Origin of the sequence: Botryobacter ruber (assembly GCF_003347595.2) — a bacterium.
Taxonomy (GTDB): domain Bacteria; phylum Bacteroidota; class Bacteroidia; order Cytophagales; family Hymenobacteraceae; genus Pontibacter; species Pontibacter ruber_A.
On sequence record NZ_QCZK02000053.1, the window covers coordinates 120,101 to 141,035 of the forward strand.

The window sequence follows — 20,935 nt, forward strand, 5'->3', positions numbered from 1 at the left end:
CGGGAATGGTGGCAGCTGCAGTACGTTTTATGAATACTTTTTTGCTGAGGTGAGGCTGTGGTGGCAGGTGCAGCAAATAAAAACGAGCATCATCGCCCTGATTTAAAGCTTAGCTGCTTCAGCTCCCGCCTGTCTACCTTGTAAAGGGTGTAGCTGTTGGAGGCATCGTTGTAGTAGATGGTAACAGGCTGGCTACTCTCCAGGATGGTGTTGTGGATCAGGTTGGCGTTGGCGTTGTAGAGATAGGTTTTCTGAGGACCCGTTTCGGTGATGGCATATATTTTTTTGTCGCCGCCAAAATGGAAGTACTGCACCAGTTTAGCCGCCGACGTTACATAGCGCTTCTCAAACAGCTCGTTCAGGTCCTGGTCGAAGAGGGTAACACGCCCCTGGTCCTGCCGCACGATTACAAACGACTTCCCGTTCTGGTCGGGCACCAACTCAAAGAAAGCGCTTTTGCTGGGCCGCAGGAGCTGCTCGCGGCGCAGCACCCGCCCCTGCAGGTTAAATACCACCACATCGCCGTAACGGGTCACGGTTGTTATTTCCGTTTTTCGTAAGTCGGCCCCCGTCCGGGCGAAGGCACCGGAAGCTACCGGCACGCGCAGGCTGAACGGGAAACCGGGATAAGCCTCTCCCCGCCTGTTCAGGGCATAGATGTAGCCATTTTCCAGCACCACCAGGATCACATCGCGGTTCCCGATGCGCAGGTGCTGGGGCGGTGCCGCCAGCCTGTAGTCCATGCGGCGGGGTTGCCAGCCTTCAATGGCCTCGCCCCGGATGCTGTACATGTACAGGTTGCCCAGGTTATCGTCCACCAGCAAACGGTAGTTGCCGTCTTTCTCGTAATCAAACACCGACAGGCGTTGTATGTGCAGCGAATCGCTCAGGTTAAACGGAAAATTCTCGAGGCGCTTGCCCTGGTTATCAATGGCATGAATCCGGTTGGTGGTAGCAAAAATGTAACGCAGCTTGTTGTCCGGCCCAAACTCCAGCTGTTGCACCGGTCCCTGCACCGGGCTCCCAACCGAATCTACCCAGCCCCTGTTCCCGTTGGCCAGGATGTTATGCAGCACATGCGCCGAATCCTGTACCACTACCTCGCGGCTTCTGTCGATGGCGTTTTGCACCGGGAACGGCATGGTCGTAAGCCTGCTGTTAAAAGAAATAACGGCATCTTCGGTAAATTCTTCTTCCCCCAGCACATCAATGGTGGGCTCTTTACGGATGAGCAGGCTCGTGTAATACTGCTTTTCGGCTTTCGAGAATTGCAGGGTAATATGGTTGAAGCGCTTGATAAGCGAAGCCTGCTGCAGTAGCTTTTCCCGGCTTTCTTCGGTCATGTAACGGTTCAGGATGTACCAGGCATTTACAGTATTGATGAACAGGCTGAAGTTGCCCTCCTGCAGCGTCTCTTCCAGCAGCACCTTCTGCAAGGCCGATTTTCCCCACACGTTTTCAGCGGCCATATCGTCCAGCACGCCTCGCAAGGTAGACTGCTCGGCAGCAATCAGCAGGTACTCATCTACCTGCGCCACGTAGCATTGCTCAAAACCGACAAAAATTTTCCCGAAGAGTTGTGCCGGAAGGTCCGGGATCTTTACCTGCTCTATGGTGTAGCTGCCATATTTTTCGGTAAAGGAAGTCTGCTTTTTGGCTTTGTTTACCTGCTCGCTCAGCTTCTTCAGCAGGGCTGTGGTGGCGGCCATATTACCTGTATGCGCCAGGATGATTTTATCGGGACTGGCGTTGATGTTGTAGGATTCCAGGTAGGCCAGCGCCACCTCCTGGGTAAACGTATTGGCAAGGCTGTCGAGGGTGCCGGCATAAATGGAACCGGCTGCCCGGGGCTGCTCCCGGAGCCGTGCCACCTGTTCCGCCCCGAAGTGCAGCAGCACCGCCGTCCGGTTGGGCAGGTATTCCCGTACCTCCAGCGGCCTGGGCTTCTGGGGCCTTAAACGCATATGAAACGAATCTTTGAGCTCCTCCGGTTTTGAGAAACCATTCAGAAACAACCTGTTTTCTTCCAGCTTCAGCCCCAGCATCCCGTTCTGGCTGAAGCTGGCCAGGTGCCGCACTTCCGGCATGAGTTCTTCGCGCAGAAACAGGCCCAGCAATTGCGGCAGCGTCCTGTAATTGATAAAAACATTGGCATACACATCCGGCTGCCGCAGGTAATTGGAACTTTTAAAATCGGCCGCAACAGAAGTCAGGTTGCCGCTGTTTATCCGACGCACAATTCCTTCGATCAGCGTTGGCGAGGAGCTGAGGATGATGTGGTTGTGGTAGGAGAAAAAGGTAAAGCCGGTGCCGATGACTGTGTTTTTCACATCGGTCAGCGTTTGGCCCTGGTACTCCCGCAGGTCTTCCTGGAAAGTGCCGCTCCTGACAATGTTTTCGGTGAGCGTGCGCAGGAAGCGGTGTTCGCCAACAGAATTTACAGGCAGGTAAAACACAAACTGCACCTCCGACTTCCCCACCACATGCACCGAGGTCAGGATATCTTTTTTATCGAGGAAACGCTCCAGCCGCTGGTTTCCGGGGGAGATGCTGTCGAGCCAAGCCAGGTTTTCCTGCAGGCGCAGCGCAAAAGGCAGCACCGAAAAATTGTCCCACAGTTGGGTTTCTTTCAGGTGCTCCACCAGTTGGGCATGGTTGTTTGTTTCCAGCACAAACACCGCATCTTCAGGCACCAGCGTCCACAGATCAATCTTTTCCCTGGAGTCACGCCACAGGCTAAAGCTGTAGTATGCCAGCGAAACCAGCACAACAAAACCAATAAAATAGAAGATAATCCGTTTTGTCATTCCAAGCGTTTAGAGGTCACAAAATTAACCGAAAAAATGAAACATGCCGGGTGTGACTGCTTTGTTATAACGTTTATCCGAAATTTTATAAGGCAGGAAACACAACTGGAAAGGCGCGAGATAAATTCGGATTTTGAGCTACACAAATTAGCGCGGCTCCGTATACAAAGGCCAAAAAAGACTGGTGCTATGCTTAAAATTTTACTTCCTGTTGATTTCTCCGAATGTTCCGACGCCGCCGTTACGTATGCCCTTACGCTGGCGGCCGCAGAACCGGGTGCTCACCTTTTGCTGCTGCACTGTTTCCAGGACTACCTCACGGAGGGCAACTCTCTCGAACCCGAAACAAGCCTTTCGTCTACGGAAGTGGTAACCGAACAAGTGTTGCACCGCAACGAAACAGAGGCACAGCAGCAACTCGACGAACTTTACAACAGTATACTGCTCAAAACAAGGGCAGCCGGGCAAAAGCTGGTACTGGAGCGGGCCTTTATGTATGGCCTGCCCGAAGAAGTAATTCCGGCCCAGCTTAAAGGCTATAACCCCACACTGGTAGTGATGGGCACCAAAGGCGAACCCAACCTGGCCCGCTCCCTGTTCGGCACTATCGTTACCCATGTACTCAAAGAAATTACGGTTCCGGTTCTTACTGTTCCACGAATGTACCAGGGAGCCGCCTTCCGGAATGTGCTCTATGCAACCGACTTCGACAAAACAGACACCGAGGCAATAGAAACACTGGCAGAACTGCTGCAGCCTTTCAACGCGTCTATTATCTGCATCCACATCTCAGACGGCACCATTCCCGCCGACTCCGAAAAGCTTGCTGCCTTACGGAAAAAACTTCAGCACGCGGGCTATGCTTCCAACATCCAGTTCAGGCTACTGGAGGGGGACGATGTTGCCGAAGCCCTGCTGGAACTGGTGAACCGGGAAAACATCAACCTGGTGGCGCTAACAACCCGCGAACGCAACCTGCTGGACAGCATCCTGCACCCGAGTCTGGCCAACAAACTGGTGCTTGAAGCCAACGTGCCGCTGCTCATCTTTCACAGTAAACAAAAACCTGCCTAAGCTTTTCGGGAAAGAAGTAAGTTGATCGCAGAAAATTATTTTCCGTCAGGTTTCCGCTTCCGCAGCGGGCAGTGCTCCTTTTTCGTTCTGCTGCACCAGCCACCACAGCCGCTGCTGCCCGGCTTTTTTGCTCAACATGCTGAAAATGTTTTCTGCACCTGCCACCACAGCCTCAGTTGCTGCGCAGTCTTTCCGGCAGCGCTTCTTCGAACTGTTACCGGTACAGTTTCGGGAAACTTATAAGTTCTGTTTGCTATTTGTTGGAATTACATAATTGCTGATATTTGCGCCGCAGTTATACGTTTTCCTTCGCAGCTACTATAGGCGTGTTCCCCTAAAAAAGGCAACAACTTTTATAGGTATTGTTCTCGTATGTAAGAGGTATAATCTCGGCCTCATTCTCTAGCGTTGTTACCATGTTTTACTTTTTTTACAACAGCCTCCCTGGCAAGTACATGCTGCGTGTACGGCTTGTCGCGCTGTTGTTTTTTTTCAGCACCGTTTCCGGGGCCTGCAGTACCGGCACAACAGAACATGGCGACATCCCGGTAGAGGATGAAATGCGGAACAGCCGGCCCGATACAGCTGCCGCAAAACGCAAGGCGCTGGCACCCGCTAACCGAACCATCGACCTGCTGGGCAACCCCTTCCTGGCCGATTACAGGCAGAGCAGGAGCCTGAATGCCTATTTTGCACGCATCAACGCTGATTTTACCCTGGAGGCAGAGCCAATAGAAAATACTCACCGCGCCTCCGTTACCGATACGATTTATATTATCCGGTTCGGCGATTCGATGATCGAACTCTACGCCCCCACCCAGACCGGCGACCTGCTCCTGCAGGTGGCCGATATCCACAGCAACGGCATCGTGCTCCGCAACAACATGAAAGTGGGCATGAGCCAGCCTGAACTGATGAACAAGCTGAAAAACTTCGATGTGCGGATCATGCAAACCAATTCGGAAGTGGTCGCTACATCCATGGAAGGCGCCCCTGCCTCGCTGCGCTTTTACCTGAAAAACGGCAAAGTAAAGCGCATCCGCTACGAAGGCTACGTGGATTAATGTGCTGATTTTTTAATGTGTTAATGTGCTAATGGGTTAATGTAATAAGGCGTATGACTGCTCCTGCTAATAGCTGGTTTAGCAGCTAAAAATCATTTTTTCGCACATTCCTGTCACAGGCTTACTACATTTGCAGTTTAGCAAATTATCACATTAACACATTAAAAAATCAGCACATTAAACATATGCGCCTAGTCATCCAACGGGTAACCGAAGCTTCCGTAACGATTGAGAAAAAAGTAAAAGGAAAGATAGACCACGGGCTGCTGCTCCTGGCCGGCTTCACCCCCGACGATACCGACGAAGACTTGAAATGGATGGCAGCCAAAGCGGTGCAGCTCCGCATTTTTAACGACGAGGCTGGCAAAATGAACCTGAGCGTGCAGGATGTGCAGGGCGACCTGCTGGTCATCAGCCAGTTTACCTTGTTTGCCAGCACCAAAAAAGGAAACCGCCCCTCCTACACCGATGCAGCTCCGCCTGCTATTGCCGTTCCGCTCTACGAAAAGTTTGTCCTGTTACTGGAACAGGCGCTGGGCAAGCCCGTGCAAACCGGCGAGTTCGGAGCCGACATGCAGGTTTCGCTGCTCAACGACGGTCCTGTTACCATCGTGATCGACTCCAAAAACAAAGCGTAAGCAAGTGCAAAAATTTCAGAAGAAAAGGCCAAATAAATAGCAGCATTTCTATATCTTTAGCAGCAGGTTATCCTCTCCTTTTTTACTTTATGAAGCAAAAAACCAAGCGCTTACAGCTGTATTTTTTAGTCTGCTTTAGCATCTTTCTGATGGCTGCCCCCGGTAGCGCAGCGGCCCAAACCGATACCACCCAAACGCCGGGTGTACAAAGGCAGCGCTGGCTCGTAGAGACAAAAGACGGCTCCACGTTTCAGGGCCTTTTCCTGGGCCAGGACGAATCCGGTATTCGCCTGCTGACAGAAAGTGTTGGGGAAATAAAAATTCCGGCCAACAATGTAAAAAGCTTCCGGATCCTGGATAATTCTAACTTTAAAGGAGGTGTTTACTGGTTTGAGAACCCCAATGCCACGCGCTACCTTTTTTCGCCATCAGCCTACAGCCTGCGGAAAGGGGAAGCTTATTACCAGAACACCTACCTGGTGCTGAACTCCTTTAACTATGGCTTAACCGATAACTTCACGATAGGCGGCGGATTTGAGCTTATCTCTACTTTTTCAGGCGAACCGATTTTCTTTCTGACGCCAAAATACAGCTTTCCTGTGAGTGAAAAAGTTCGTGCAGGAGCTGGTATATTTTATGTAAACTCGACCATTTCGGATGACTTTGCTGGTTTTGGAATTGGCTACGGCGTTGTGACGTATGGCAGCCCGGATAATAACGCGACACTTGGGCTAGGCTATGGCTATGTAGATGGTTCTTTTTCTAAAAAGCCCGTACTCACGCTTAGCGGAATGGCGCGTGTGAGTCGTAAAGTGGGACTTGTAACCGAGAACTGGCTGGTGCCTGAAGATGATTATTACGGCATCTACTCCTATGGTCTCCGGTTTATGGGAGAAAAAATAACGGTAGACCTGGCCTTCCTGAACAACCCGGATATTGCCGACGAAGTTCTTTTTATCGGTGTGCCTTATGTAGATTTTGTAATTAAATTTGGCAAATAACGCTACCTTTCGCACGCATGACCATTGAAGAAGCACAGGCCATAGTAGACTCCTGGATAAAAGAAAACGGCGTCCGTTATTTTAACGAGCTCACCAACATGGCCATTTTAACGGAAGAAGTGGGCGAAGTGGCCCGTATTATCTCGCGGCAGTACGGCGAGCAATCGTTTAAGGAAAGCGACAAGGGCAAACAACTGGCCGATGAACTGGCCGATGTGCTTTTTGTTGTGATCTGCCTGGCCAACCAGACCGGCGTAAACCTGACGGAGGCGCTGCAAAAAAACCTGGACAAGAAAACCGCCCGCGACAGCAAGCGGCACAAACAAAACGAAAAGCTGCAGTAACAGGCTCAGCAATATAAAAAAGTCTGCTGCACTTGCACCACCCGCCCCTGCAAAGAGGAGCAGAAGCTGTGGTGGCAGGTGCAGCAGACTTTTTTACGTTATACCAGCGTCGGGTTTGCTTTCAGGTCTACCAGTTTATCCTTTTTCCAGACAGGCAACACCTCAAACACATCGTGCTGCAGGCAAAACTCGATGTCGCGCTGTATGCCGAGGCGCTGCAGGCGGCGTACGTGCGAAGACTGCTGCAGGTAAGTTACTAAGTCTGCTTTGGCGGTCTGGTATAAATGAAGGGCAGCCAATGTGGCATCATTTTCAAAGGTAAACTGCTCCTGCAGCCGCTCGGTCAGTGCGCCGGCATACAGGGTATCTTCCAGGTTAAACATGCCTTTCCAGCCGGCACATACCACGATCACATCCAGGCCAAGCTCCTGCAGGTGCTGCGCTACCGTCTCCAGGTTCAGGAAAGCACCTATCACAATCTCTTCTGCCGCTTCGGATAAGCGGATGGCGCGGGTGCCGTTGGTGGTGGTAATGGCAATGGTTCGTCCTTTGAGTTCGGGCACCATGTAGCTAAAAGGCGAATTCCCCAGGTCGAAACCTTCTGCTTTAATGCCGTCGCGCTCGGCTGCCGTCAGGCATCCTTTTTCTGAAAACGCCAGGCATTCGTCGAGTTGCATCACCGGGTAAATATCGGCTGCGCCATGTGCAAAAGCCGTCACCATGGTCGAAGTGGCCCGCAGTATGTCCACCGCCACAACAGCTTTTCCTTTCAGGTCATACAAACGTAACAGCTCCGGGCTGAAACAAACATCTATAGAAGGCATTTTCTGGAGTTAAGAGTTATGAGTTAAGAGTTATGAGTTATGAACGCTGTACAACCAATACCTATTGTTTTACAAACGGTGGCTTTACCACCTGTGCTTTCACGTCTTTGTTGCGCACGCGTACATAAATTTCGGTACCCGGTTTGCTGAATTCCTGCTTCACGTAACCCATCCCGATGCCCTTGCCTAACACCGGCGACATGGTACCGGAAGTTACTTCGCCTATCGCTTCACCGGCGGCATCTACCAGTTCGTAGTGCGCTCTTGGAATGGCCCGGTCTACCATCTCAAAGCCCACCAGCTTCCGGCTGACACCTGCTGCTTTCTGTGCTTTCAGGTTTTCGGAATTGGTAAACTCTTTGTCAAATTTGGTTATCCAGCCCAGGCCGGCTTCCAGGGGAGAGGTGGTGTCGTTGATGTCGTTGCCGTAGAGGCAGAAGCCCATTTCCAGGCGCAACGTATCGCGGGCTCCCAGGCCGATCGGCTTAATGCCAAAGGCTTTACCTGCTTCCATGATGGCTTCAAAAATAGGACGGGCATCCTCGTTCTTCACATAAATTTCGAAACCGCCGGCTCCGGTATAGCCTGTTGCAGAAATTATTACATGCTCCACACCGGCAAACGTACCTGTCTGAAAAGTATAATACGGCATGGCCGCCAGATCAACAGGTGTGAGAGATTGCAATGCTTCGGCTGCTTTGGGTCCCTGCACGGCAAAAAGCGAGGTCTGGTCGGAAATGTTTTCCAGCTCTACTCCTTTGGTGTTGTATTTATTTACCCACGCCCAGTCTTTGTCGATGTTAGAGGCATTGACCACCAGCATGTACTCCTCCTGATTGAAGCGGTACACCAGCAGGTCGTCTACGATGCCTCCCTCCTCGTTCGGGAAGCAGGAATACTGCACTTTGCCATCGGTCAGTTTGGAGGCATCGTTGGAGGTAATCCGCTGAATCAGGTCCAGCGCCTGCGGCCCCCGTAGCATAAACTCGCCCATGTGGGATACATCAAAAATGCCTACGCCGTTTCGCACCGCATTGTGTTCTTCTATATCGGATGAATACCGCACGGGCATGTTGTAGCCTGCAAAAGGCACCATTTTAGCGCCAAGTGCCTCGTGCACATCGTTTAACGCAATTTTCTTTAGTTCCATTGTTCAGTCGCCGGGTCAGGTGGCGGCGTGGCAAAATTAAGGAATTAAAACCGCTTCCGGAATTTTATTCCCAAAACCTGCTCGCCTGCCGTCCCTCCCCCAGCCTTCCTTCCGGCACCTTTCACAGCCGAAACGGAAAGCGACAACTTTTTTCCAACCAAAAAATCTCATTTGCGTATACGGTGGAGTTACGCTATATCCGGATAAAAATGACTTGTAGAACGATCGCTTTTCCCACACCAGATGTACCCGATTACAAAGCAAAAGCAGCCTTATACTGGCTTTTTTCAGGCTTTTCCTGTTTATTCGCTTAGAAACACTTTCAGCACCCTACACGCCCCAGGTACCTCTTATTAATGAAATTATCTGTTAAGCTATTTGCCGGGTTTGTTCTCATCTCGGTTCTTTTTACTGCTGTTGCGCTGGTTAACTTTAAACTCTCGGAAGATGTGATTGACAATACCAAGTGGGTATCGCAGTCGCAGGTAACGGTGCGGAGCTCGGCTTCGCTGCAGCGGAACATTATTGACATGGAGACCGGCTTACGCGGGTACCTGCTCAACCAGAACGAAACGTTCCTGGAGCCTTACAGAACCGCAAAAGAGCAGCTGCCCGGGCTGTTCAAGGAAATTAAGAGTTATGCCACCAATGTTCCGGAACAATCTAAAAAGCTGGATGCCATTGTACGGATGCAGCAGGACTGGCAGTACAAGTACGCCGAACCGCTTATTACGCTCCGCCGCCTCGACACGCTCGACAATGTACAAACCCAGTACGACCTGATGGTAGACAGCATGATTATGGGCGAAAAAATATTGATGGACTCGATCCGGGTGGCTTTCAGCGATTTCAATTCCTACGAATACAAACTGCGGGCAGAGCGGCACAACCGCCTGATCGAAAGTATAGACAATACGCGCCGTGTTTCCACCGTTCTTACTATCATCTCCGTCATTCTAGGCTTAGGCTGGGCCTATTACATCACGCGGCTTATCACCAACCGGATTGTAAAAATGGTATCGCTGGCCGACAGGATCTCGCGGGGGGAATACAAAACCCAGATCATCGATACCTCCCACGATGAACTTAGCCAGCTTTCGCGGTCGCTTAACCGGATGTCGGCCACCATCGACGAGACCTTTACGGAACTGGACAAGAAAAACAAGGAGCTCGACCAGTTTGCGTATGTGGTTTCGCACGACTTAAAGGCCCCGCTTCGCGGCATCGAAGTGGCTTCGCGCTGGGTAGAGGAAGACATGGGGAAAGAGCTGCCGCCAAACATACAGGAGTACCTGATGATGATGCGCGTGCGCGTGCACCGCATGGAAAACCTGATAAACGGTATTTTAGCCGTTGCCCGTATAGGCAGGACAGCCCAGATCGAGGAGCCTGTTGATGTAAACCAGCTGCTTTCCGAGATTTCGGATATGGTTGCCCCGCCTCCCGGATTTAAAATAGAAGTGCAGGACAACATGCCGGTTCTCAACACCGTTAAGGTAGAGCTGCAACAGGTTTTTTCAAACTTAATCAGCAATGCCATTAAGTACCATGACAAGAACGAGGGCCTGATTACCGTCACCCACCACGAAACAGAGCAATTTCATGTGTTCGCTGTTTCCGATGATGGTCCGGGCATTGATCCTGCTTATCATGAGCGCATTTTTGTTATCTTTCAGACGCTCCAGGAGCGTGATGCTGTAGAGAGTACAGGTGTGGGATTAGCCATCGTAAAAAAAATTATTGAGCGGCAGGGCGGCTCCATTTGGGTTAATTCCAAGCTAAACGAAGGTTCGACGTTTACCTTTACCTGGCCAAAATAATAGCATAAACGAATATTTTTCTTAATTTTGTCTAAACTGACTTTTTTATATGAGTAAAGATTTAGTTAATATCCTCCTTGTTGAGGATGACTATCTGGATATAATGAATGTGGAGCGGGAACTGAAGAAGATAGGCATTGCCTACCCTATTCATGTGGCCCGCAATGGTAGAGAAGCACTTAACATGTTACGGGGCGACGGGGTGCCCAAAATTTCGCCTGCACCCAGCGTCATTCTGCTGGATATCAACATGCCTAAAATGAACGGGCTGGAATTCCTGGCGGAGCTGCGGCATGAACCGGAGTTCAGTCATATTCCGGTGTTCATCATGACCACCTCCAACGAAGAAACCGATCGTTTTGAAGCACAGCGCCTGAATGTAGCCGGCTATATTGTAAAACCACTGTCATTCGACAGTTTTGAGAAAAGTCACTCTTCCCTCGATAGCTTCAGCCTTTTCCTTGATCTGATAAAACTAAAGTAGCACCTGCCCCTTCCCGAAGGGCCAGGTGCTGCAGGTACAGCTACTGCTCTTTGGGCAACAACGTGAACGAATGCCGGTGAAATTCCGAAGCACCGTGTACTGCAATGGCAGTGCGGTGCTGCTTAGTAGGATATCCTGCATTCTTCTCCCATCCATAATACCGGTACTGCTGCCCTAACCTGCACATCAGTTCGTCGCGGTGCGTCTTGGCCAGCACCGATGCCGCCGCAATCGTCAGGTACTTGCTGTCGCCTTTTACGATGCAGGCATGCGGCGTTTCCTTAAAGCTTTTAAACCGGTTCCCGTCGATTATCAGATATTCCGGTTGCAGCTGCAAGCCCTCCAGCGCCCGGTGCATGGCCAGAAAGGTTGCCTGCAGAATGTTTATCTCATCAATTTCCGCCGGACTCGCTTCGCCCACAGCCCAGGCCACGGCATCGCGGCAAATCTCCTCCCGCAACATCTCCCGCTGCTTTATGCTCAGCGCCTTCGAATCTGTTAAAACAGCGTGTTTGTAATCAGGCGGCAGAATGACAGCCGCAGCCACCACCGGACCAGCCAGGCATCCTCTGCCTGCTTCGTCCACACCGGCTTCCAGGAGGAGCCCGCTATAGTTTGGTAAAAGCATGATTATTCTGGTTGAATAGCTGAAAGTATAGCCATTGGAGCAGCAGTGGCTGTTGTGGCAGGAGCAGACAAATTGTCTGAATCACGGATTTACAGGATTTCACGGATTTCACGGATAATTTTTCAAAACCCTGAAAAAAATCTGTGAAATCCATTAATCCATTAAATCCGTGATTCAGACAAATTCCTACGCCTCCTGCATCAGGTAGGCTTTAATGTATTCATCCAGGTCGCCGTCGAGCACGCTTTGTACGTCGGTGCGTTCTACGCCGGTTCTTACGTCTTTGATGAGTTTGTAAGGGTGCAGCACGTAGTTGCGGATCTGGGAACCGAAGTCGATGCGCTTTTTGGTGCTTTCGATGCGGTCGCGTTCGGCGTTTCGTTTTTCTACTTCTATCTGGTAGAGCCTGGACTTGAGCATCCGGATGGCGTGCTCCTTGTTCATGAGCTGCGAACGTTCTATCTGGCACTCAATCACAATACCCGAAGGTTTGTGCTTCAGGCGCACCGCCGTCTCCACTTTGTTCACGTTCTGGCCACCGGCTCCTCCTGAGCGGAAAGTATCCCATTCGATGTCGCTTGGATTAACCTCGATATTGATGGTATCATCTACTACCGGGTAGGCAAAAATGGAGGCGAAGGAGGTATGGCGACGGCCACCGGAGTCGAAAGGCGAGATACGCACGAGGCGGTGCACACCAATTTCAGACTTGAGATAGCCGTAGGCAAAATCGCCGGTAATTTCGAGCGTGGCGGATTTAATACCCGCTCCATCGCCGGGCTGGTAGTTAAGCTGCTTTACACCAAAATTGTGCGACTCGGCCCACATGATGTACATGCGCATGAGGATTTCGGCCCAGTCCTGGCTCTCGGTACCGCCTGCACCCGGGTTTATCTCGATGATGGCGCTTAGCTGGTCTTCTTCGCCGCTCAGCATGCGCTTAAACTCCAGCTGCTCTACGGCCTCCTCTGCCTTCCTGTACTCTTCTTTGATATCCTCCTCGCTTACTTCACCCTCTTTGTAAAAATCGAATAATACCTCGAAGTCGGCCATGGCTTTGGCGGCTTCGTCGTAGGCATCGGTCCACATTTTTACGGACTGGATTTCCTTCAGCACTTTTTCAGCTGCTTTCGGGTCGTCCCAGAAGTCGGGAGCAGTGGTTTGTAGCTCGGTTTCTGTTACCTGTTGTTTCTTTGTATCGTAGTCAAAGGAACCTCCTCAAGGCTTCAACACGTGCCTTTAAATCTTTTACTTGTTCGGTTGTCATATTTCTTTTTTGTTGCTGATGCTTATAAAAAAGGCAAATGCTGAAGCATAAACACAGGCTTATACTTCAGCATTTGCGAATGTGTTATTTACTACAGCGTCAGCCTGTACACCCAGTTATGGGGATCAGGCGCCTGGGCCGTTCTGATTTTGTCGAGTTCTGCACCAATGGCATTGGAGATAGTACGCTCCTGTACAGGAGGCAGCTCCATATCTTCACCATTGTAGTGAATGAGTGCGATCTGCGAAATGATGGCAGCCGTACCGGTACCAAACGCTTCCTGCAGTTTGCCTGCCTTGTAGGCCTGCGCCACTTCTTCTACCGACACCTTGCGCTCCTCTACTTTGAAGCCCAGGTCACGGGCTACCTGCAGCACACTGTCGCGGGTAATGCCGTGCAGGATGCTGGTGCTCAGGCTTGGCGTCACCAGCACGTTGTCGATCACAAACATCACGTTCATGGTACCTGATTCCTCCACGTACTTGTGCTCTTTGGCATCGGTCCAGATAAGTTGGTCGTAGCCCTGCTGCTGCATGCGGCGGGTTGGATACAACGCAGCGGCATAGTTACCTGCCGCCTTGGCAAATCCGGCGCCACCTTCTGCCGAGCGCACATAGGTCGTCTCCACGGCTACTTTTACAGGCACATCGTAGTAGGCGCCTACCGGGCCCGTGATAATCAAAAATTTATAGGTTAAGGATGGTCTAACGCCGATAAAGTCGTCGGTGGCAAACATCAGCGGACGGATGTAGAGCGAACGTCCTTTGCCGATCGGCACCCAATCCGCATCCACGCGCAGCAGTTGCTCCAGGCCCTGCATAAACAGTTCCTCCGGCAGTTCCGGCATACACAGGCGCTCGGCCGAAGCATTCAGGCGGCGCAGGTTTGCCAGCGGACGGAACAGCAGAATATCGCCGCTTTCTTCGCGATACGCCTTCATGCCTTCGAAAATGGCCTGGCCGTAATGCAGCGACGAGGTAGCCGGGCTCAGCTCCATGGTACCATAAGGTACCACCTGCGGCTCCTGCCAGGCACCATCTTTATAATCGACCACAAACATGTGGTCAGAAAAAGTTTTCCCGAACTGAAGGTGATCAAAGTCTACCTCCGAAATACGTGATTGCGCAGCACGTGTAACTGGGATATTTAACATGTGTACTGACATGGTTACTCTATTATTGCTGTTTTGGGTGTTTACATTCTTGGCTTCCAGGCTACTTCCTCTGCCTGTAACTCATACGTCATTTTACGGCAAAGGGCAAACAGGTAGTCTGAGAGGCGGTTAAGGTACTTTATTATCAGCTCATCTACAAACGATTCTTCCTGAAGTCGTATCACGAGCCGCTCGGCACGGCGGCAAACACACCGCGCCACATGGCAAAACGACACCGACTGGTGCCCGCCCGGCAGCACAAAAGCCCGCAACGGAGGTACTTCTGCGGTCATTTTATCGATTTCCTGTTCCAGCAGCACCACATCCTCCTCGTGCAGATCCGGAATTTTCATTTTCGATTTTTCGGGATCAGACGCCAGCGAAGAGCCAATGGTAAACAGCCGGTCCTGTATCTCTTTCAGGAAATCCGCCCGCACCTTGTTTACCTCCTGGTCGCGCACCAGCCCTACATACGCGTTCAGCTCATCCACAGTACCATACGACTCAATCCGCAAATGAGATTTCGCAACGCGGGTGCCGCCAATCAGCGATGTAGTGCCTTTATCACCTGTTTTGGTGTATATCTTCATCCGTTTGATGTTCTGCCTTTAATTTTGCCGCTGTATTAATATCCTCGTTCAGCACGTCCGACTCTACCAGCCCATCGCGCAAACGCACGATGCGGTGCGCGTATTTGGCGATATCCTCTTCGTGCGTTACCATAATGATGGTATTTCCTTTGGCGTGCAGGTTCTCGAACAGCTCCATAATCTCGTAAGAGGTTTTGGTATCGAGGTTACCGGTAGGCTCATCGGCCAGGATAATGCTTGGGTTGTTGATGAGCGCACGGGCAATGGCTACCCGCTGCCGCTGCCCCCCCGACAGCTCGTTGGGCTTGTGCCTGCCGCGGTTTGCCAGCCCCACACTCTCCAGCGCCAGCTGCGCCTTTTCTTCCCGCACCGACTTTTTATAACCGGCATAAATCAGTGGCAGCGCCACATTTTCAAGCGAACTCTGCCGCGGCAACAGGTTGAAGGTCTGGAACACAAAGCCAATTTCCTTGTTTCGCACCTCCGCCAGCTCATTGTCGGTCATGTTGCTCACATCTTTCCCGTTCAGGATATAGGTGCCGCCCGAAGGCGTATCGAGGCAACCGATAATGTTCATGAGCGTGGATTTGCCCGAGCCGGATGGTCCCATAAATGCCACATACTCCCCCCTACTGATGGTGATGGACACCGACTTGAGCGCATGAATAGTCTCGCTACCCATGTGGTACACTCTGGAGATGTCGTGCATTTGGATGATGGTACCCATACTTTACTTATAAGTTCCAGGCTTCGTTACCGGACAGCAACTCCTCGCGGTGCTGCTCAAATTTCTCTTTAAATGTACTGTATTCTGCCGCAGGAAGCAAATCCTGTAGCTTCTCGAGTGCCAGGTCCGCATAACTGTCCAGTCCCTGATCTAAACTTTCGAGGGCATAGGCTTTGTGCAACGGCACAGAGAACGGGTTGTACGTGATGCCATCGAGCAGGATGTTGTAAGCCTCGAGCGAATCGGGGTGGTATTTTTTGAAAAAAGCTGCCGCAGCCGCTACCACTTCCTCGTCGTAGAGCAACATGGCCACCGCCTGCTTGTACCGCTCGGCAGCTTCCCGTTCACGTCCTTTTACCTCGGCTATCCTGGCCCGGAAGTACAGGTTCTGGCGCTTGTCGCGCGGCACCAGGTATACATTATCCATCCGGTTGAGCAACACGTCGTAATTCTTGGTATACAGCCACAGCTTCAGTTGCCGCAGGTTCAGTTCTGACCGGAGCTCGCTTTCCGGCTGTAACACCTGTACGGTTTCCTTGAGCGCTTCGTTTGTCTGACGCCATTTCTCCTGCTGCATCAGGTATTCGGTCCGGGCTACGAGGGCATTGCGCCGTAGTTCGCGTTCGCCTACAGCTCTTACCAGGGCGTTTACCTCCTCCAGTGTCAGCCGTGGCAGATAGGCCAGCAGGTATTGCACCTTGTCTGCATCGCTTGCCCGTGTAATTACGGTCTCCAGGTCCTGTTGCAGCAGGTTAGAAAATGACTCCGCTACAGTAATGGCAGACTCCAGCTCAGTAAAAGCCACTTCCTCCAAAGCCTTTTCTGCTGCTTCGGGCTGGTGAGCCAGGGCCAGCGCATAGCCTTCTGCCAGGAAAGCGGGTGTATAGCCCCGGTCTTTGGCCTGCTTGAAATACCAGGCTGCCGCCACATAATTCTTCTCCTCCAGCATCCAGATACCCAAGGCGTTGTAATAGTAGCCGCTCCGCTGTTCCGCCTGCAGAGCCAGGTTCTCGACCACGCTTCTTGCTTCTTTCGGCCTGCCGTTGTAATGGTGCACCAGCCCTTTCAGGTAAAGCAGGTCTTCAAAAAACACCCTGTTCTCCCGGTCCGCCAGGTAACGGTTGATGTGTTTCAGGCTGGAGGTGTCGGAACCGGCCAGGGTGCTGATGGCCGTGTTATAAAAGAACGTAAAATCTTCTACCTGCTCCAGCGAGTCGGGTGCTATGTCTTCCTTCCCTTCTGCCGGATACCCCAGCAACTGCCGCAGCACGGCGGCGTTGCTGCGCAGCGTTTTATATTTCCCTACCCGGCCTTCGTTCAATACTTCTTCTGCCATTTCGGGCATTGCCTGCAGGGTATAAAAAGCCAGCCTGTTGCTCCGGACAAACGCCTCGTCGGAGCTGTATTTCTGCGCCAGGTTAAAGTAGTATTCCACGCTGTCTGTTACACTGGTCTGGTTGTAGAGCAGGGCCATGTTGTTGTAGAGTTCACCACTTTCCGGGAAGGCCTCAATCCCCTGCCGCAACACGTACATTTTTTCAAAGAAATACTGCTTTTCGTCGTAGAGGTTCGCCAGTCGCACATAGAGCTTCGGGTGCGGGCGCTTTGCCACGGCATCTTTCATGCGCAGTACTTCGTTGTTCACCTGCTCGCTTTGCCTGTACAGGCCGGCCAGGCTGTAATTCGCCTTCACATTATTCACATCATACAGGTCGCTCTCCTTGTAAAAGCTTTCAGCCAGCAGGTCGTTTCCGGAAGCGCGGTACAGGTCGCCGACATAGTTGTAGTAGCCGGCGTAGGCATAAAAATAGGTCCTGTACTGCGTGCGCATCACCAGCACGGCCAGCAGCATGGCGCCCATCGTAAAAAGGGCATAAAGCGGCAGGCGCTTCGGCTCATACACTACCTTATACACCTGCAGCCGCTGATCAATCAAACGGCCGAAGTTGTACATTACGTAAATAAAGAAGATCACGCCGAAAGCCAGGTGCGTGTACACGATCAGGTCGTGGTAGAGCACGGTCAGAGAGTCGTTGGCGGTGGCAAAAGCGTAGCCGATGCTCAGAAAGGCGATGGTGGCAAACACCAGGTACAGGATAGCACCGGCAGGCTTAAAGGAAAAAGCTTTGCCATAAAACGCTTCCCGCTGGCGCATTCCCCAGAAACCGGCTACCGTAGAAAGCAGCAGGATGATATACCCGTTGATGAGGAGCAGATCCTGTTTAATATAGCCCACATGCCGCAGGTACATCAGCAACAGGTTCAGCAGGTACAGGATGCTGATGAGCATGAACTGCCACAGGCTGAATCTTTTTTCGGGCGTCCTGGCCTGTGTATTTATCCAGAGCAGCGCATTCACGTTTTCGTACGACACCCACAGCAGGAACAGGAAAGTAGCAACCAGTGTAGCCAGGGAGCTGTAGTTGACCAGGTGCAGCGCCGTGAGCTGCACCGGCAAATCGGAGCGCCAGAACACAATGCCGCCTACCAGTCCGAAAACCAGCAGCAGCACCAGCAGGCGCCACACCAGTTTTGTGCGCGGGTAAAAAGCCTGTAAAACATAGCTCGAAATGCCCAGTACCGCTACCGTCCCAATCACCGTCGTCTGCCCCATTTCCGTTCCGAAAATACCCAGCAGATCGAGGTTAAACGAAACCAGCAGCATCATTAACAACAGCAAGCCCACAAAAAAAGGCACCTGCTTCATGGTACTGATGGCGGCCGTGTAAAAAACCAGGCAGAGGGCCAGTAAAGTCAGGAACAGGAATGCGGCGGGCAGGTTGATGTTTGGGAGCGCCACGTCGTACTGTTCGGTAACAATATAGCCGTCGGCATAGAGCGTAAAGGGCTCCAGCATCCGGTTTACTTCCTGCACCGGCACCTGCACGACCTGCAACTGCGAGAGTTTATCCCAGGCAAACGTAAAGTCGTGCCCGGTTATGTAATGAAACACACCCAGCAGCAGGGCCACCACACCCACGCCCAGTAAAAAAAGATAGGGATACCTGATGTCGGTATCCCAGCTTTCCCAAAATTTTATGTTACGCATACGTTTCCTGCAGCCTATTCCAGCACTTTTGGTACCCTGAAATAGTCGGAGTCTTTTTTAGGAGCATTCTGTAAGCCCTGCTCATGGGAGATGGTGTTCCGGGACACATCTTCCCGCATCACGTTCACCTCTTCCGACATATGGATAAGCGGCTCTACATTCTTGGTGTCCAGCTCATTCAGCTTGTCCATCCAGTCCAGGATCTTGTTCATATCCTGGAGCATTTCCTCCGCTTTAGCCTCGTTAAATTCCAGCCTTGCTAAGTGTGCTATTTTCTGTATAGTCTGAATATCCGTTGACATATGTCTTGCTGTTATGTTTGGTTATTTCCTGTTGAATAATATGATATACTTTTTCTTTTAAGAGCGGCAGGTCCTGCAGCGTCATGCCCGCTGTTGGAATGGGCTCGTGCACTACGATCTTGAGCGGGTGCCAGCGTACAATGAATTTCCCGTCCACGTCGGGCAGGAAACGGTGGTTGTAAGGCATGGTTACCGGCACCACCGGAAGCTGCTTCTCAATAGCCAGTTTAAACGGTCCGTCCTTAAACGCAAGCAACTGCTCGCCTGCCGTGGGCGGAATGGTACCCTCCGGAAAAATGACCAGGTTACGGCCTTCTTCCAGCGACTTTACCGACTTTATATAGCTCTTGGCGCTGCTGACAGCACTCTTCCGATCAACGGAAATGTACAGTTTTTCGTATACCTTGCCCCAGAGCGGCACCTTGCACAGCGAGCTTTTGCCCACAAAGTTAAGATATCCCGGGATCGTGTGCAGCACCAGCGGAATATCCAGGTACGAGCTGTGGTTGGGTGTAAAGATATACTGTTCCTCTTTCGAAAACTGCATCCGCCACTCCACTTTAAGGGGTGCCAGGAACATGCGCAGCGCCGAACTGGACCAGAACCGGTTGATGCTGTGCACGTACCGGTACCATTCCTTTTTCCGGATGAAGAACAGCTGCAAGGGGTATGTAACCACAAAAGGCATCACAAACCAGGTAACGCACCAGGTGGTGTAAATGCGGTGAGATAAATATTTTATGGCTTTCATACGCTCAAATTTACTTAATAATACCGTAGTTAAAAATTATGGTCCCCGGAAGGAGACTTTCTGCCGCGCTTTTACCGGTTGACCTTACCAAACTGCCGTTCCGGCCAGACCTGTGCCTGGTTGTGTTTCTGTAACATTAAATGTTCCGGAAACCTGAATAGGTTCCCTCCAGGTCGGATAAGTAAAAAAATGTTTTTAGTTAAAATCAGATCGTTGTGAATGGTGGAAAGTAAAATGTAGCGATTGCGCATGCTGACAGTAGAGTGAACCTGTTGCCTCGTCAGCAGGGACCGATGCTGTGTACATGCTGGTAAATTAACCTTTACCGGTTTTCTTCCTGCTGCAGAAGCAGCGCTGCTTTCAGGATACCGGCCACGCTGATGGCGTCGGTTATCTCGTTGTTCATGGCCATGCGCACGGCTTCGGCAAAAGGGACCCGCTTGATCTGCAGATCTTCTGTTTCTTCAAAAGCCGTTTCGCCCGCAGTAAGTTCCTGCGCCAGGAATACGAATCCTTCTTCGTTGGTCACGGAGTTGGACGTGTGCAGGCGGGCAATGTTCCGCCAGCGGGCAGCTGTAAAGCCTGTCTCCTCCTGCAACTCCCGCTTCGCCGATTCCAGGATATCGTGTTCAATCAGTCCGCCGCCCATCGGAATTTCCCAGCAATATTCGTTTAAGGCATAGCGGTACTGGCCGATCAGGTAGGTGTAGCCTTCGTCGTCTATCGGGATTATGCCAATGGCTTTGTTTTTCATGCTGACAACACCATAGATGCCGTTGCCGCCTTTCGGGTTGAGTACCTGGTCTTCGCGCACGCTAATCCAGGGGTTTTCATAGATTTCCCGGCTGGAGAGGGTGGTCCAGGGGTTGTGGTTTTCGTCTATCATCGCTTTTCTTGTTTCTCGCGCAAATATCGGGGTTTGATTTAAATTGTTGGAAGGTTAACTTGTTAAATTGTTCAGGAGAGGCAGTGGTGACTGGTGCAGTAAGATTTGTCTGAACCTTTGATTAACGGTGATTATTTTGATTTACCTGATTTTTGGGTTATCAGGAGTAGAATAATCGACTTCGCCTGGAACTTCGTTTCTATTCTGTTGTACCTGTCACCACAGCCTCTGGTCGGGGTTTATGGAGTTGGAGCAGGCAAGCATCTTTCCAATCCTGAAAATTCTCTAATTCTGTAAATCCTGATTCAGACAGAAAATCACAAAAATCATTTAAATCACCGTTAATCAAAGGTTCAGACTTAGTAGCTGTTTGTGC

The 20,935-nt window shown here is 51.3% G+C and carries 19 protein-coding genes; 7 read left to right on the forward strand and 12 right to left on the reverse strand.

The window, feature by feature from the left end:
• Window positions 1-89 precede the first annotated feature (89 nt).
• Window positions 90-2,807 carry a hypothetical protein gene (locus DCW36_RS17815; RefSeq protein WP_114781448.1) on the reverse strand — a complete coding sequence of 906 codons (2,718 nt, stop codon included), beginning with the start codon at window positions 2,805-2,807 and terminating at the stop codon, window positions 90-92.
• 189 nt (window positions 2,808-2,996) lie between these two features.
• Between DCW36_RS17815 and DCW36_RS17820 the strand changes: the two genes are divergently transcribed.
• The 5 genes from DCW36_RS17820 to DCW36_RS17840 all read left to right on the forward strand — a co-directional run bounded on the left by DCW36_RS17820 (window position 2,997) and on the right by DCW36_RS17840 (window position 6,928).
• Window positions 2,997-3,881: a universal stress protein gene (locus DCW36_RS17820; protein ID WP_114781449.1), complete on the forward strand. Its 885-nt coding sequence runs from the start codon at window positions 2,997-2,999 to the stop codon at window positions 3,879-3,881.
• 416 nt (window positions 3,882-4,297) lie between these two features.
• Window positions 4,298-4,945, forward strand: coding sequence for a hypothetical protein (locus DCW36_RS17825; RefSeq protein ID WP_114781450.1), 648 nt, complete (start codon window positions 4,298-4,300; stop codon window positions 4,943-4,945).
• A gap of 185 nt (window positions 4,946-5,130) precedes the next feature.
• Window positions 5,131-5,583, forward strand: a complete 453-nt coding sequence (dtd, locus tag DCW36_RS17830) for a D-aminoacyl-tRNA deacylase (RefSeq protein ID WP_114781451.1) — start codon at window positions 5,131-5,133, stop codon at window positions 5,581-5,583.
• Window positions 5,584-5,732: 149 nt separating this feature from the next.
• Window positions 5,733-6,584 (forward strand): TonB-dependent receptor, encoded by an 852-nt coding sequence (locus DCW36_RS17835; RefSeq protein ID WP_164891170.1) that lies wholly within the window; start codon window positions 5,733-5,735, stop codon window positions 6,582-6,584.
• Between the two features lie 17 nt (window positions 6,585-6,601).
• The gene (locus tag DCW36_RS17840) at window positions 6,602-6,928 is read left to right on the forward strand and encodes a nucleotide pyrophosphohydrolase (RefSeq protein ID WP_114781453.1); all 327 of its coding nucleotides are present in this window, start codon (window positions 6,602-6,604) and stop codon (window positions 6,926-6,928) included.
• A 98-nt stretch (window positions 6,929-7,026) separates the two neighbouring features.
• Here the strand turns inward: DCW36_RS17840 and DCW36_RS17845 are convergent, their stop codons facing one another.
• Together DCW36_RS17845 and gcvT are read right to left on the reverse strand one after the other, a co-directional pair.
• A complete protein-coding gene (locus DCW36_RS17845; protein WP_114781454.1) occupies window positions 7,027-7,752 on the reverse strand; it encodes a 2-phosphosulfolactate phosphatase in 726 nt (241 codons plus the stop codon).
• A 61-nt stretch (window positions 7,753-7,813) separates the two neighbouring features.
• Window positions 7,814-8,902 carry a glycine cleavage system aminomethyltransferase GcvT gene (gene gcvT, locus DCW36_RS17850; protein ID WP_114781455.1) on the reverse strand — a complete coding sequence of 363 codons (1,089 nt, stop codon included), beginning with the start codon at window positions 8,900-8,902 and terminating at the stop codon, window positions 7,814-7,816.
• Window positions 8,903-9,258: 356 nt separating this feature from the next.
• Here gcvT and DCW36_RS17855 point away from each other — a divergent pair, with 356 nt between their 5' ends.
• Both DCW36_RS17855 and DCW36_RS17860 read left to right on the forward strand, forming a co-directional pair.
• On the forward strand, window positions 9,259-10,722 hold the full coding sequence (locus tag DCW36_RS17855; RefSeq protein WP_114781456.1) for a sensor histidine kinase: 1,464 nt from the start codon (window positions 9,259-9,261) through the stop codon (window positions 10,720-10,722).
• Window positions 10,723-10,771: 49 nt separating this feature from the next.
• Complete coding sequence (locus tag DCW36_RS17860) at window positions 10,772-11,206, forward strand: response regulator (RefSeq protein ID WP_114781457.1); 435 nt, start codon at window positions 10,772-10,774, stop codon at window positions 11,204-11,206.
• A 40-nt stretch (window positions 11,207-11,246) separates the two neighbouring features.
• On the opposite strand, the gene DCW36_RS17865 is transcribed toward DCW36_RS17860, so the two are convergent.
• From DCW36_RS17865 to DCW36_RS17905, 9 genes are all read right to left on the reverse strand, one after another.
• Window positions 11,247-11,834 carry a ribonuclease HII gene (locus tag DCW36_RS17865; protein WP_114781458.1) on the reverse strand — a complete coding sequence of 196 codons (588 nt, stop codon included), beginning with the start codon at window positions 11,832-11,834 and terminating at the stop codon, window positions 11,247-11,249.
• Window positions 11,835-12,020: 186 nt separating this feature from the next.
• Window positions 12,021-13,101 (reverse strand): peptide chain release factor 2 gene (gene prfB, locus DCW36_RS17870; RefSeq protein WP_114781459.1). Its coding sequence is split into 2 segments (ribosomal slippage): window positions 12,021-13,040 and window positions 13,042-13,101, totalling 1,080 coding nucleotides; the frame shifts between segments, so codons are not numbered across the junction.
• A gap of 91 nt (window positions 13,102-13,192) precedes the next feature.
• Window positions 13,193-14,266 (reverse strand): branched-chain amino acid aminotransferase, encoded by a 1,074-nt coding sequence (locus DCW36_RS17875; protein ID WP_114781460.1) that lies wholly within the window; start codon window positions 14,264-14,266, stop codon window positions 13,193-13,195.
• 29 nt (window positions 14,267-14,295) lie between these two features.
• Entirely contained in the window at window positions 14,296-14,844 is a 549-nt protein-coding gene (locus tag DCW36_RS17880; RefSeq protein WP_114781461.1) for a cob(I)yrinic acid a,c-diamide adenosyltransferase, read from the reverse strand.
• On the reverse strand, window positions 14,819-15,571 hold the full coding sequence (locus DCW36_RS17885; RefSeq protein ID WP_114781462.1) for an ABC transporter ATP-binding protein: 753 nt from the start codon (window positions 15,569-15,571) through the stop codon (window positions 14,819-14,821). The genes DCW36_RS17880 and DCW36_RS17885 overlap by 26 nt, the downstream gene beginning before the upstream one ends.
• Before the next feature lie 7 nt (window positions 15,572-15,578).
• Window positions 15,579-18,620: a tetratricopeptide repeat protein gene (locus DCW36_RS17890; RefSeq protein WP_114781463.1), complete on the reverse strand. Its 3,042-nt coding sequence runs from the start codon at window positions 18,618-18,620 to the stop codon at window positions 15,579-15,581.
• A gap of 14 nt (window positions 18,621-18,634) precedes the next feature.
• Window positions 18,635-18,922 (reverse strand): Asp-tRNA(Asn)/Glu-tRNA(Gln) amidotransferase subunit GatC, encoded by a 288-nt coding sequence (gene gatC / locus DCW36_RS17895; RefSeq protein ID WP_114781464.1) that lies wholly within the window; start codon window positions 18,920-18,922, stop codon window positions 18,635-18,637.
• Window positions 18,864-19,673, reverse strand: coding sequence for a lysophospholipid acyltransferase family protein (locus tag DCW36_RS17900; RefSeq protein WP_240676230.1), 810 nt, complete (start codon window positions 19,671-19,673; stop codon window positions 18,864-18,866). Before DCW36_RS17900 ends, gatC begins: the two co-directional genes overlap by 59 nt.
• Window positions 19,674-19,995: 322 nt before the next feature.
• Window positions 19,996-20,559, reverse strand: coding sequence for an NUDIX domain-containing protein (locus DCW36_RS17905; RefSeq protein WP_114781466.1), 564 nt, complete (start codon window positions 20,557-20,559; stop codon window positions 19,996-19,998).
• Window positions 20,560-20,935 lie beyond the last annotated feature (376 nt).